The sequence below is a fragment of the Pseudomonas sp. CFBP13508 genome (assembly GCF_005233515.1).
GTDB classification, from domain to species: domain Bacteria; phylum Pseudomonadota; class Gammaproteobacteria; order Pseudomonadales; family Pseudomonadaceae; genus Aquipseudomonas; species Aquipseudomonas mercuritolerans.
In genome coordinates this window covers 91,042-104,845 of sequence record NZ_QFZZ01000008.1, presented here as the reverse complement: position 1 = coordinate 104,845, position 13,804 = coordinate 91,042, and the positions used below count along the sequence as shown (strand labels likewise).

General features: G+C 59.1%; 8 protein-coding genes. 2 read left to right on the top strand and 6 right to left on the bottom strand.

Translation table 11 applies throughout. The features are described 5' to 3' along the window. Nucleotides 1–3: 3 nt before the first annotated feature. The 3 genes from PspCFBP13508_RS21350 to morA form a co-directional block, all read right to left on the bottom strand. Nucleotides 4–1,317, bottom strand: coding sequence for a C4-dicarboxylate transporter DctA (locus PspCFBP13508_RS21350; RefSeq protein WP_110603140.1), 1,314 nt, complete (start codon nucleotides 1,315–1,317; stop codon nucleotides 4–6). A gap of 329 nt (nucleotides 1,318–1,646) precedes the next feature. Next, nucleotides 1,647–2,900, bottom strand: a complete 1,254-nt coding sequence (glyA, locus tag PspCFBP13508_RS21340) for a serine hydroxymethyltransferase (protein ID WP_130912498.1) — start codon at nucleotides 2,898–2,900, stop codon at nucleotides 1,647–1,649. A 215-nt stretch (nucleotides 2,901–3,115) separates the two neighbouring features. Continuing rightward, nucleotides 3,116–6,964, bottom strand: coding sequence for a cyclic di-GMP receptor MorA (morA, locus tag PspCFBP13508_RS21335; protein ID WP_137215626.1), 3,849 nt, complete (start codon nucleotides 6,962–6,964; stop codon nucleotides 3,116–3,118). A 288-nt stretch (nucleotides 6,965–7,252) separates the two neighbouring features. Between morA and ettA the strand changes: the two genes are divergently transcribed. Further along, on the top strand, nucleotides 7,253–8,917 hold the full coding sequence (ettA, locus tag PspCFBP13508_RS21330; RefSeq protein WP_003228391.1) for an energy-dependent translational throttle protein EttA: 1,665 nt from the start codon (nucleotides 7,253–7,255) through the stop codon (nucleotides 8,915–8,917). Between the two features lie 372 nt (nucleotides 8,918–9,289). After that, the gene (locus tag PspCFBP13508_RS21325) at nucleotides 9,290–10,606 is read left to right on the top strand and encodes a hypothetical protein (RefSeq protein ID WP_137215625.1); all 1,317 of its coding nucleotides are present in this window, start codon (nucleotides 9,290–9,292) and stop codon (nucleotides 10,604–10,606) included. Nucleotides 10,607–10,653: 47 nt separating this feature from the next. Here the strand turns inward: PspCFBP13508_RS21325 and PspCFBP13508_RS21320 are convergent, their stop codons facing one another. The 3 genes from PspCFBP13508_RS21320 to PspCFBP13508_RS21310 all read right to left on the bottom strand — a co-directional run bounded on the left by PspCFBP13508_RS21320 (nucleotide 10,654) and on the right by PspCFBP13508_RS21310 (nucleotide 13,658). Continuing rightward, nucleotides 10,654–11,157, bottom strand: a complete 504-nt coding sequence (locus PspCFBP13508_RS21320) for a GreA/GreB family elongation factor (RefSeq protein ID WP_137215624.1) — start codon at nucleotides 11,155–11,157, stop codon at nucleotides 10,654–10,656. A gap of 70 nt (nucleotides 11,158–11,227) precedes the next feature. Beyond that, nucleotides 11,228–11,584 (bottom strand): hypothetical protein, encoded by a 357-nt coding sequence (locus PspCFBP13508_RS21315; protein ID WP_137215623.1) that lies wholly within the window; start codon nucleotides 11,582–11,584, stop codon nucleotides 11,228–11,230. Nucleotides 11,585–11,804: 220 nt separating this feature from the next. After that, nucleotides 11,805–13,658, bottom strand: coding sequence for a DUF4105 domain-containing protein (locus tag PspCFBP13508_RS21310; protein WP_137215622.1), 1,854 nt, complete (start codon nucleotides 13,656–13,658; stop codon nucleotides 11,805–11,807). Nucleotides 13,659–13,804 lie beyond the last annotated feature (146 nt).

The following is a 13,804-nucleotide window of genomic DNA, read 5'->3' as shown; positions in this document are numbered from 1 at the left end:
CATTCAAAATTCTTTGGCCGCCGCCTGAGCGACGGTTTTTCGCGGTTGAAAGTTATACCCCTGTTCGCCGTTGAGCACTTTGTTGGCGCGCTGCACGTCGATGTCCTTTTCCCAGCGGGCGATGGCCACGGTGGCGACGCAGTTGCCGATCAGATTGGTCAGAGCGCGGCCGATGCCCATGAACCAGTCCACGGCCAACACCAGCACCAGACCGACTACGGGAATCGCCGGGATCGCCGTCAGCGTCGCGGCGAGAATCACCAGCGCCGAACCGGGAATGCCGTGAGCGCCTTTGGAGGTAATCAGCGACACCAGCAGGATGGTCAGCAAGTCGGTCATCGCCAGTGGCGTGCCGGTGGCGTTGGCAATGAACACGATGGCCAGGGTCAGGTAAATCGAGAAACCGTCGAGGTTGAACGAATACCCGGTCGGGATCACCAGGCCGACCGTGGAGCTGCCGATGCCGAGATGTTCGAGCTTGCGCATGATCTGCGGCAGCACGGCGTCGGAAGAGGCAGTGCCCATGACGATCAGCAGTTCTTCACGCAGGTACTTGAGCAGCGGCCACATGCGCAGACCGGAGACGCGCATCACCAGACCGAGGATCAGCGCGACGAAGGCGACGCAGGTCAGGTAGAACAGACCCACCAGACTGCCCAGGTGCTGCAGCGAATCCAGGCCATATTTGCTGGTGGTGAAGGCGATGGCGCCGAACACGCCGATCGGCGCCAGACGCACGATCATGCCCATGATGCGGAAGATCACATGGCTGAGTTCGTTGATCAGCCGCGAAATCCCGGAAGCGGCCTCGCCAACCAGATTCAGCGCACTGCCGAACAGCACCGAAAACAGCAGCACTTGCAGAATATTGTTGTCAGCGAAGGCGCCGATCACCGAGGTCGGGATCAGGTCCATCAGAAATTGCGTGGTGGTGTGCATGTGCTGGCCGCGCTCGGCGAGGTCGCCCATGTCGGCGCTGGAGAGCTGCTCCAGATGAATGTTCGCGCCGCTGCCAATGCCGGTGCTAAAGGCGAACACCAGACCGATCACCAGAGCGATGGTGGTCAGCACTTCGAAATAGATCACCGACTTGAGGCCGATGCGCCCGACCTTCTTCAGATCGCCCGCGCCGCTGATGCCGCTGACCACCACGCAGAACACGATCAGGCCAATGAGCATCTTGATCAATTTGATGAAGCCATCGCCGAGCGGTTTCAGCTGGGCGGAGTATTCAGGAAGGGTCAGCCCGCAGACGATGCCGAGCATCAGTCCGAGAACCACTTGAAGGAAGATTGAGCGCGAGCACCATCTGAGCATGGGAGGAAATCCTGGGTCGGTGTCCTGGCTGCCGTACGCGTGGCGCAGCGGATTCAGGACTTAATTATTGTGGTCTTACCGGTATGTCCAGTGCAGGCGCAGTCTAGGCTTGGGTTTTTCCTGATTACAAGTGGGAATCATGAAATTGGCATGACCGGTCTGACCGGTGGTCCAGCAGCAAATGTCGCAGCCTCCGACAGCTCTCACATCTGAAATGCGATCTCCCTGTAGGAGCTGCCGAAGGCTGCGATCTTTTGATCTTTCATTCAGACGAAAAAAAACCGGCCAATCACTTGGCCGGTTTTTCATGCTGCGGGTTTATCGTCGCATCAAGCGCCGTACACCGGCAGTTTCTTGCAGATGGCTTTGACTTTTTCACGAACGGTGTCGATCACCGCTTCGTTGTTCAGGTCAGCCAGGATGTCGCAGATCCAGCCGGCCAGCTCTTTGCACTCAGCCTCTTTGAAACCGCGAGTGGTCACAGCCGGAGTACCGAAGCGCAGGCCGGAGGTGACGAACGGCGAGCGTGGATCGTTAGGCACCGAGTTCTTGTTCACGGTGATGAACGCTTTGCCCAGTGCGGCGTCGGCGTCTTTACCGGAGATGTCCTGCTTGATCAGCGACAGCAGGAACAGGTGGTTCTTGGTACCGCCGGACACTACGTCGAAACCGCGCGCGATGAACACTTCGGCCATGGCCTGAGCATTCTTCACCACTTGTTCCTGGTAAGCCTTGAACTCAGGCTGCAGCGCTTCCTTGAAGCAGATTGCCTTGGCGGCGATCACGTGCTCCAGCGGACCACCCTGGGCGCCCGGGAATACTGCGGAGTTGAGCTTCTTCTCGATCTCGGCGTTGGCGCGAGCCAGGATCAGACCGCCACGTGGACCGCGCAGGGTCTTGTGGGTGGTGGTGGTCACGACGTCAGCGAACGGCACCGGGTTCGGATAGACACCAGCGGCAACCAGACCGGCGACGTGAGCCATGTCGACGAACAGGTAAGCGCCGACCTTGTCAGCGATTTCGCGGAAGCGCGGGAAGTCGAGGATCTGCGAGTAGGCAGAGAAACCGGCAACGATCATCTTCGGCTTGTGCTCGACTGCCAGGCGCTCGACTTCGTCGTAGTCGATCAGGCCGTTGGCATCGATACCGTATTGAACGGCGTTGTACAGCTTGCCCGAGGAGGAAACGCTGGCGCCGTGGGTCAGGTGACCACCATGGGCCAGGCTCATGCCCAGAATGGTGTCGCCACCTTGCAGCAGAGCCAGGTAAACAGCGGCGTTGGCTTGCGAACCGGCGTGCGGCTGAACGTTGGCGTAGTCGGCGCCGAACAGTTCCTTGGCGCGGTCGATGGCCAGTTGTTCAACCACGTCCACATATTCGCAACCACCGTAGTAACGCTTGCCCGGATAGCCTTCGGCGTACTTGTTGGTCAGGACCGAGCCTTGAGCTTCCATCACCGCTGGGCTGGTGTAGTTTTCCGAAGCGATCAGCTCAATGTGTTCTTCCTGACGCTGAGCTTCTTGCTCCATGGCGGCAAAAAGGTCGGCGTCGTACTTGGCAATAGTCAAATCACGGCTGAACATGGCGGTCCTCAAGGATCGGGGGGGCAGAAAAGGGGGGCATTCTAACCCAACCGCTTTTGGATGACATATGAAACGACGTCATGTCGCAGACAAGTGGCGTTCATGACAGATGTGCGGTGCTTTTCCCGGCCCCTTCGCGAGCAGGCTCGCTCCCACATGTGAAATGCATTCCCCTGTGGGAGCGAGCCTGCTCGCGAAGGCCGCGCCGCAAATCTTCAGTCGAACATGAACAGCGCGTCATTGCTGAACTGCGCTTCAAACCGTCCCGCCGGCATCGGCCGGCCGAACAGATATCCCTGCACTTCATCGCAGCCATGCTCACGCAGGAAGTCCAGTTGCTCATGGGTTTCCACGCCCTCGGCGATCACCGCCAGGTTCAAGCTGTGGGCCATGGCGATGATCGCCCGGGCGATCTGCGCGTCCTGTTCGCCGGACGGCAGGCCGTCGACGAAAGTACGGTCGATCTTCAGCACGTCGATCGGGAATTGCTTGAGGTAGTTCAGCGATGAATAACCGGTGCCGAAGTCATCGACTGCGATGCTCAGGCCGAGGTTTTTCAGCCCGGCAAGAATCTGCATCGCCTCGCTGACTTCGCGCATCAGGATGCTTTCGGTCAGTTCCAGCTCCAGACACGCCGGCGGCAGGCCGGTTTCGCGCAGGATCGTCGCGATTCGCGTGCCCAACTGGCCGTCGGAGAACTGCCGTGCGGAAATGTTCACCGACACCTTCGGCACCCGCACCCGTTGCTGGTGCCAGGTTTTCAGCTGTCGACAGGCCTCGCTGATGACCCAGTCGCCAACGTCCACCACCAGACCGAGCTCTTCCAGCACCGGAATGAAATCCCCCGGCGGCACCAGCCCACGACGCGGATGGCGCCAGCGCAGCAGCGCTTCAGCGCCGGTCAGGCGCTTGCCGTCGCCGCTGAACTGCGGCTGGTAATACAGGACGAATTCGTTCTGCTCCAGCGCATGGCGCAGATCGCTTTCCAGTTCCAGACGCTCCAGCGCACTGGCGTTCATGTCGGCCTGATAGAACTGGAAGTTGTTCTTGCCGCGTTCCTTGGCGTGGTACATCGCCGTGTCGGCGTTTTTCATCAACTGGCTGAGTTCATTGCCGTCCTGCGGACTCAGGGCGATGCCGATACTGGCGGTGACGAAAAACTCGCGGCCCTCGAGCACGAACGGCCGCACCAGGCTGGCGAGAATCTGCTCGGCCACGTGAATCGCCCGGTTCAGCGCCAGTTCGCGGTTGGAGCGATGCTGCAGCAGCAGGGTGAATTCGTCGCCGCCCATGCGCGCCACAGTGTCGTCGTCATCGACGCAGGCCAGCAGGCGCGTGGCCATGTCCTTGAGCATGCGGTCGCCGGCGGCGTGGCCGAGGGAGTCGTTGATCGGTTTGAAACGGTCGAGGTCGAGGAACATCAGCACCACCCACGACTTCTGCCGTTCGGCCGCTTGCAGCGCGGTGTGCAGACGATCCTGGAACAGCGTGCGGTTCGGCAGGTGGGTGAGGGCGTCGTAATAGGCGAGGCGGTGAATGCGCTGCTCGCTGGCCTTGCGCTCGCTGATGTCGCTGAAGAAACACACGTAACTGGCCAGATCGCCCTCGTCGTCGAGCACGGCAGTAATGCCGACCCAAGCGGGGTAATGCTCGCCGTTACGGCGCTTCATCCACACTTCGCCTTCCCAGGTGCTGTGCTCGTGCAACTGCTTGAGCACGTAGCGCAAGTGCGCGTCCTGCTGCTCGTCGACGGTGAGCATGTTCGGCAATTGATCGAGGACTTCGCCGACGCTGTAGCCGCTGACCCGACTGAACGCTTCGTTGGCCTGGACGATGTACCCAGCGGGGTCGGTGATCAGGATCGCCGAAGTCGAGTGCTCGAATACCGTGGCGGCCATGCGCAAATCTTTTTCGGCACGGCGCTGCTGGCTGATATCGCGACCAACGCCGAGCACGCCTTCGAACGCGCCGTGTTCGTCCCACACCAGCACCAGGCGCAGTTCGATCGGAATCTTGCGGCCGTCGGCGCGCAGGCAATCGAAGAGGAACAGCTGCGTTTGCACCTGACTGCGCAGCAATGCCAGTTGCTCGGGCTTGTCCAGCGCCTTGCTGACGCGGTCCATCAGCACATGAATGCCGTTCAGTTGCCCGGGATTGGCGATGATCGATTGCCAGCCGTTCTGGAAAATCCATTCGGCGTTGTAACCGAGCACCGCCTGCACCGACGGGCTGACGTAGTTCAGCGATAGCTTGCTGTCGGTGGAGAAAATCACGTCGCTGATGCTCTCGGCGAGCATGCGGTAGCGCTGCTCGCTGTCACGCAGCGATTCGCTCGCCTCGATCTGTTCGGTGATGTCCTTGGCCACGCCGATGATGCGCGTGACTTGATCGTGCTTGTCCCGCGCCAGCGCCTGTTCACGGATATCGAAGCGCCGCCACTTGCCATCGCGATGGCGGAAGCGCAATTGGCATTGCAACAATTGGCTGTAACCGGCGTGACGCTGCAACTGTCGCGAACGATGGTAATAGTCGGCGTCTTCCGGGTGCAGAAGGATTTCCCAGAAGTACTCGCCCATCTGATGCAGTTCAGTACGGTTGTAGCCCAGGGTCTGGCCGAGGTGGTGGTTGCTGAAAATCATCCGCTGGCTGATCACGTCCTGCACATACAGATGATCCGGTACGGTGCGCACCACGTCCGACCAGAAACCTTCGCGCTCCAGCAACGACAACTCGATCAGCTTGCGACTGGTGATGTCGTTGATGCTGAGAATCACCGCTTTATAGTCGTGCTGCTCGCTCGGCAGGCGCAGGACCATCCACAGGTGCTGATCGCGACCGTTGCTGTTGGGCAGTTTGATTTCCAGTTCCAGCTGTTTCTGCTGTTGCAGGACGGCGTCGAGGATCTGCTGACCGATCGCGCACTGCGGGTGGCGCTGGCCGTCGATCAGCAACTGCCAGGCATCGTCGCAGGAGTGCACATCGAGCAGTTGCAGGGCGACCTGATTGACCTCGGTGACGCGCATTTCCCCGAGCAGTTGCTGGCGCTGCTGCGGTTGGTCGAGCCAGGCCTCGAGCTGGTCGCTGGTCTGGATCTGCACCTTGTCGAACATCTGCTTGAGCCCAGACAGGTCAAGCACGCACAAGGCCACGCCGGTGCCTTCGAAAATATCCTGATAACGCCGCCGGCCTTCATGCACCTGGCGCTGACGCCGACGCATGTTCAGCAGGGCGATCACCGGCAGCATCGAGAACGCCAGGCCGAGCAGGCATTTGCCGATGAACGCCGGCAGCAATTCTTCCAGTACGCGCTGGCGGTCGAACAGCCCGCGCAGTTGCCAGTCGCTGCTGCTCAGCGGCACGGTCAGCACGGTGTTCGCCACATCGTCCGGGGTCAGCACGCCGGCCTTGGCTGACGTCAGCGCAGCGTCGCGGCTTATGATCTGGTGATTGAGGCGGTTTTCCACCAGCCACAACGGGCGCAGGGTGGTGGCGTCCTGTTTGGTCAGAGCGTCGAAGAAGGTTGGCGTCAGGCGCAAGGCCCAGTAACCGCGACTGCTGCCGCTGGCCTGATGCAGCAGCAGATGCACTACCGAGCCGTCATCGGCATTGCTGAAGTAATGCGCCTGGGCGCGGCTGCGGCGCACCAGTTCAGTCAGGTAATCGGCGTCGGAGCTGTCGGCGGCGCTGTCGCTGATGATGCGGCCGGAGGGCGAGAGCAGGGCCATGCTGCGCAGGTCGGGCAGCGAGCGTTGCAGTTTGCGCAGGAGCATCTGCTGTTCGTCGGCAGTTTGCGGTTGTTCGACGATCGGTAGCAGATTGAGGGCGATTTGCGCATTCAGCGCCATGTTCAGGCTGACCTGAGCGGCGAGGTCGGCGGTGTAATCGATGGTGTACTGGCGCTGGTTTTTCTGGGTTTCACGCAGTTGATCGAGCAGTTGCCAGAACAGCAACGCGAGCAATAACAGCACGAGGGTGGCCAGCGCCCCCTTCAATGTCCCGCGCAGGGGCGAGCCGGGCGCCGGTGGGGTGCTGCTCACAGAGGCTGGCGGAGTGACATTGGTCAAGCTGTGATCCTGCGATTTGGCTGGACTGGCGCGACGTGCACTATAAGCCGGACGCCCGAAGGGCGGCTAGCATGCCTTGACTCGTGGCGAAGTGCCAGCCCCTCTCGGCTGGACTGCCATCGGTCATTAAGGTAGCTTTGCCGGTTACGCGGGGGCGTTCCAGCTCCTAGAATCAGACTTTTTTTCCGCGCGCACGCATTGATGACCCTCAAGTGAACGACGCGCACCGGTCTGGCCAGGCATCGCCTGCGCTCCAATCATTCATCTGTCACTGACCCAAGGTTCTCCATGGCTCAATACGTCTTCACCATGCATCGGCTGGGCAAAGTTGTTCCGCCGAAGCGGGAAATCCTCAAGAACATTTCGCTGTCCTTCTTCCCCGGCGCCAAGATCGGCGTGCTCGGCCTCAACGGTTCGGGCAAATCCACGCTGCTGAAAATCATGGCCGGCGTCGACACCGAGTTCGAAGGCGAAGCCCGTCCGATGCCGGACCTGAACATCGGTTACCTGCCGCAAGAGCCGCAACTTGATCCGACCAAGACCGTGCGTGAAGTGGTCGAGGAAGCGGTCAGCGTGATCAAGGATGCGCAAGCGCGCCTGGACGAAGTCTACGCGGCCTACGCCGACCCGGATGCCGACTTCGACAAGCTTGCTGCTGAACAGGCCAAGCTCGAAGCGATCCTGCAGGCCAGCGACGGCCACAACCTCGAGCGTCAGCTGGAAGTCGCCGCCGATGCGCTGCGTCTGCCGGCCTGGGACGCGAAAGTCGAACACCTGTCCGGTGGTGAAAAGCGTCGTGTCGCCCTGTGCCGTCTGCTGCTGTCCGCGCCGGACATGCTGCTGCTCGACGAACCGACCAACCACCTGGATGCCGATTCGGTGGCGTGGCTGGAGCATTTCCTCCACGACTTCCCGGGCACCGTGGTCGCGATCACCCACGACCGTTACTTCCTCGACAACGTCGCCGGCTGGATTCTGGAACTCGACCGCGGCGCGGGCATCCCTTACGAGGGCAACTATTCGGGCTGGCTCGAAGCCAAGTCCGATCGTCTGGCGGCCGAATCCAAGCAGCAGTCGGCTCATGAAAAAGCCATGAAGGAAGAACTGGAGTGGGTGCGCAAAGGCGCCAAGGCCCGCCAGTCGAAATCCAAGGCACGTCTGCAACGCTTCGAAGAAATGCAATCGCAGGAATTCCAGAAGCGCAGCGAGACCAACGAGATCTACATCCCGGCCGGTCCACGCCTGGGCGACAAGGTCATCGAATTCAAGAACGTCACCAAGGGCTACGGCGATCGCGTGCTGATCGACAACCTGTCGTTCTCCATGCCGAAGGGCGCCATCGTCGGCGTGATCGGCGGTAACGGTGCCGGTAAATCGACGCTGTTCCGCATGCTGATGGGCAAGGAAACGCCGGATTCGGGCACCATCGAAGTCGGCGAAACCGTGCAACTGGCCTGCGTCGACCAGAGCCGCGAAGACCTCGACGGCAGCAAGACCGTGTTCCAGCAGATTTCCGACGGTTCCGACCAGATCCGCATCGGCAACTACGAGATTCCGTCGCGCACCTACGTCGGTCGCTTCAACTTCAAGGGCGGCGACCAGCAGAAGTTCGTCAAGGACCTCTCCGGCGGTGAGCGCGGTCGTCTGCACCTGGCGCTGACCCTGAAGGAGGGCGGCAACGTCCTGCTGCTCGACGAACCATCCAACGACCTCGACGTGGAAACCCTGCGTTCGCTGGAAGAAGCGCTGCTGGACTTCCCTGGCGCGGCGATTGTGATCTCCCACGATCGGTGGTTCCTTGACCGTGTCGCCACGCACATCCTGGCGTACGAAGACGACTCGCAAGCGGTGTTCTTCGAAGGCAACTACACCGAGTACGAAGCCGACCGCAAGAAACGCCTCGGCGAAGCAGCGGCCCAGCCGCACCGGGTACGCCACAAGAAACTGGCCTGATATTGGGTGGCTTGCTTGAAAACGTGCCTTCAGGCCTGACCGGTTGACTGAAAACCGAGGTCTGAAATATGTCTCGCCCGGGTCGTTGCGACCCGGGCGATGATTGATGCCGGGGTACATGCCGGCTTCGGTGACACCTCTTCCGGCCAGCAATTGGCCCCATGAAACCTGAACTGGCTTGCTTTTTTAACAGGTTGTCACTCATTTCAACACCTGCTCAATGAGCAACTGCGGTCGATCGACGATTCGATGATAGACGCCGGGTCCCGCGGCGACACTTCCTACATCACTCTCAGATTTGCCTGACTTCTTTCCCTTTCTCGTCCGTGCAAAGTCTCGCGTTCCTATCTCCTGTCACGCGAGGCTTCGCGAATGTTCGCCAATGAAAAACCTCTGGCTCTCGGCAACTCCCTGCCTGTGGATAAGTCATTGGCAACCAGGTTGTTCCTGCCTTCGGTGCTGCCTCTGGGTATTACGGCTTTCTACACGGTGCCAGCCCTGATTTCGTTCCTCAAGGGTGACGATCCTAAAGCCTCCGTTGTTCTCTTGCTCTCGGTGATATGCACAATCCTTTATCTGTTCTTCTGGATATCAAGGATTGATGTGCTGGTACTTGATTTTATTTATTCCTGGAAGAAGAAATACGTCGGAATGCGCAAGTTGGCATTGTGGGTTTCCGGCAGTTATTTCGTGCTAATGGTGTATGTGTCATACACGGCATCTTCCATACCCCTTTTTGACTCAATCAGGGGCTTGGATGTACAGGCCGTTGCCGAAGGCAGGGAAACTTTTTTACGCGCAAGAGTCGGGTTCGAAGTTGTATTGAATTACTTGTATTCCATGTTTCGCTCGTTCCTGATGCCATTCGCTGTGTGCATTCTGTATCAGGGTAATAGCAGGTTAAGACATGCCGTGCTTCTGATGTCTCTGTTCTCATTGATGCTCACGCTGGAGAAAAGCTTGAGTGTTTTGGCCCTGCTGCCGCTTTTTTATTTCTTTACGCAAAAACGCAATTACAGAATGGCCGCACTCGTACTCCTGCTGACAATAGCAGCAATTGGCACCACCTCCTTTCTGGCACGCGGGGGCTTGGCCGATGATTCGTACACAGCCGGGGCTGCTGAACAGATCGGTTCGGGGAATCAATCCAGTAAAGACAGAAGTCTGAGACAGGCGGCTCTTACAGTTCCCGAAAAATATAATATGTTCAGAGGGAATAGCCAGGTTGAATACATCCTCAACAGGGTTTTTTACATTCCTTATATAACAGCGCATGAATGGCTAAGATATCAGCATGAGATCATGAATGGTGAGTTCACATTCGGGCGTAGTATTTCGGTAGTTGCCGCTATCCTGGGGGAGGAAAAAATAAATCTTGAGAAAGAAGTTTTCAGTTTTCAGTGGGGGCAAAATGAAACCGCGACAGGCTCGGCGAATACAGCGTACTTTATTGATGCTTATCTGAATTTTGGATTTGCAGGGTGCTTTTTATACACACTTGTCATCGTATGTATACTTCGGCTAACGGTCATGTCTGATATTGCCACACTTCAAGCCTGTGTTTTTGTCCCTTTGATATTTCTGCTGTTCAATTCGCTTACCGCCATGATCTTCAGTGGCGGATTATTTTTTCTTGTGTTCCTGGCGCTGTTTATCTCCGGGAAGAATCCGCCGTCCGAAACGTCATAGATACCGGCATCCTGCCTTGCGCCTTGCCGGGCGCTCGGAAAAGGTATTCAAACGGGCAAGGAGTTCTGCAGATCCAGCACCTCGATCAGGCAATCACCAGCAGGTCGACTCCACAACACTTCATCTCCAACACTGGTACCGAGTAACGCCTGCCCCAACGGCGAGCCCCAATTGATAAGGCCCTGCGTCGCATCCGCCTGGTCCTCGCCTACCAATTGCACTCGTTGCTGCTGGTCATGCTCATTGGCAAAGGTGACCCATGTGCCGATCCGCGCTTTGTCGGCCGATGCGGACAAAGACACCACTTGAGCGCTTTGCAGGCGGTGATTGAAATACCGCCAGTCCCGCTCAAGGTCGGCCTGGCGCTGCTTGTCTGCAAGTTCACCCTTGGTGCTTCGATCATTGATCTGGCTTTGCAATTCGGCGACCTTGGCCTGCAACTGCGCCAGGCCCTGCGGTGTGACATAATTTGGCTGCGTGCTGACCTGACGTTCGACCGGCTGATCGGCCTGCGCGGCGGCGTTGTCTTCGTTGACGAATGCGCGACTCATGAAGTCCTCCTCTTAAAGGATTTGGGCCATGGTTGCCGGCATTTGGTTTCAATGGATGTCTGCAAGCGACCTATTGTGAGCGATAAGCCCGCCCGGCGTCCTGGTCCTTCTGCTGCTGCCAGGCGCGTTCGCGTTCGTCCCAATGTTCGTTGCGATATTGCTCGCGATCCTTGTTTTCGAGCATCGCCTGACATTGGCGGAAGCCGTCGACCCAGCCTTCGGCGTATTGCTTATCCTTGAGATAGCGCGGCACGTTCTTGCGAAATTCGCCGCTGATCGACCCCGCCGCTTGCCGGCCGCTGATGCAGCCGTCATCGAAACCGTCGGCGAAGGCCGGTGGATAACCCTTGGCGATCAAGTCTTCATGGGTGGTCTGGCAACCGCCCAGCGCCAATACAACGCCCAACAACCCCACGCACCGCCACATCGCACTCTCCCGCGCCGGTTTTCGGCTGATACGGGAAGTCTAGAAGGCGATTCATGAGGCGGCTGTCGAAGGCCTGTGAAAAATCCATTGCACACCAAAAAGCCCGTGTGGGAGCGAGCCTGCTCGCGAAGGCGTCGTGTCAGGCAACACTACTATTGACTGACCCACCGCTTTCGCGAGCAGGCTCGCTCCCACATTGGTTTTGTGCTGTGTGCGGGGATCAGTAGTGATACCACTTCACTTCAAGCATGACTTCTGTTTCCGGGCTGGCGAGCTGGCTGAATTCACGCTGCGCACTCAAGCGCAGACCGAGGTTGCGCGACAGCTCCCACTGCTGATTCAGGCTCAGGCTGCGGCGCACTTCGCCGTTGAAGAAGTAGTCGCCCTTGGCTTCCAGGCTCAGATTGCCCAGCGGGTTTTTCCACAGCACGCCGGTGTTGAAGCCACCGGCCGGGGAAACAAACTCGGCGAAGTCGTTGTTGTGTTCCACCCGCACCGTGCCCAGAGCGAAGCCGAGAACGTCTTCGCCCAACTGCCATGTGCCGCCGCCGCCACCGTTGACATGGCTGACCAGCGTTTCGTCGTCATGCTTGCCCGGCACGCGCTCAAGGCCACCGGTGACTTGCCACGACAATGGTTGCAGCAGCTCGTTGCGCGGTGTCAGCGAACGAATGGTCGCCAGGTCTAGTTGCTGCAACTGCCAGTCATTGCCTTCGTATTGACGCAGCTTCAGTTGCAGGATCTCGATCTGCGCGCCGAGGGGGAAGCTTTCGGCGTTGTCATTGAGGTCGTGATAAGCCATGCGCAGGCCATATTCGCCGAACGCGCGATCGCCGCGCGTACCGAGTCCGGCCTGCCAGGTGCGGGACTCGTGGCCATCTTCGGGCAGACCGGGTTGCGGAATTTCCAGCTCCGGCGCCGGGTTCTTGTTGATCGCCCGCAGCAGTTCGAAGCTGCGCTGCGCTCGTTGCGGGTCGCGCTCCTGACCGTTGGCGCGGTAGCGCTCCAGACGATAGGCGGCGTCGACGATCAGCGCCTGACGTGCGCGCGGCAGGGCTTTGAACGCTGGCTCTTGCAGGACTTTTTGATCGGCGCTGACTTTCAGCACCCATTGCTGTTCATCATCGCTCAACGGCTCGGCGCGGCTGAGCAGTTCACGTTCGCGGGACGGGCGATATTCGATGTGCTCGACCAGCCCGGCCTCTTTCACCGCTTTGACGGTGTCGGTGGGGATCGCGGTCAGCGGGAATTGTTCGGTCAGGCGCAGGCTCGGCCGCGCCACTTGCAGCAGTTCCAGCAAGCGATAGGAGCAGTTTTCGTCGAAGAAGAAATAGTCGAACTGGATCTGCTTGAGCTCCCACACATGTTCGACCATGCGTGCGGTTTCTTCTTGAGTCAGATTGAGCCGGTATTCCCACAGGTCGCGGTTTTCCAGGCTGCGGTATTCCGAGAGTTTTTCCTGATACGGCACCAGCGCAAACAGCCCCGGGTAGCCGCCCATCAAGCCTTTCCAGGCATACAGAATGCTGTTGTCCGAGCCTTCGATGTAGGCACCGAAGTTGATCGCGTAGCTGAGCAGCGAGGTTTTATCAGCCTGCACATCCGCCTGATCGATGCGCAGCAGGGTGTGGCCGAACATCGACGATGGGCTGTTGAGATACGCCGCCGGGAAAATCATCACCGCACTGTGCGGCGAGACGTCCTTGAACCATTTCCTGTATTCGGCGCATTCCGGCGCTGGCAGGTCAGCGAGATTGAGCTGCGCTTTCAGCCAGCGTGTACGCGCCGGGTATACGCATTGTGCGTGTTGCTCGCCGAGGCTGGCCGGGGCGTACAGCGCCTGCACGGTGGCGGCCAGTTCGCGGTCCGGATGCTCGTTGCCATCGGCGGCGAGAAAGAACTTCTTGTCGCTGACATAGCTGCGCCAGCCGCCAAGCTTGGCGGTTTCGTAATGACCGAGGGAAATCCAGAAGCGGTCGTTGGCCAGTTGCTGCAAACGTTGAGGATCGATGTGAGGCGCGGCGGACAGCGGGGCGCAGACACAGAGCGCCAGCCAGGCAAGGCGTTTGAGCATAGGTGGCAACTTAAGTCGAAAGAAAAAAAATCCCGGATCGGGGGTAATCACTGCACCCTGTGGCGAGGGGATTTATCCCCGCTGGGCTGCGAAGCGGCCCCATAAGCTGTGTCACCAATGCATCGGATACATCGCATGCACAGGTT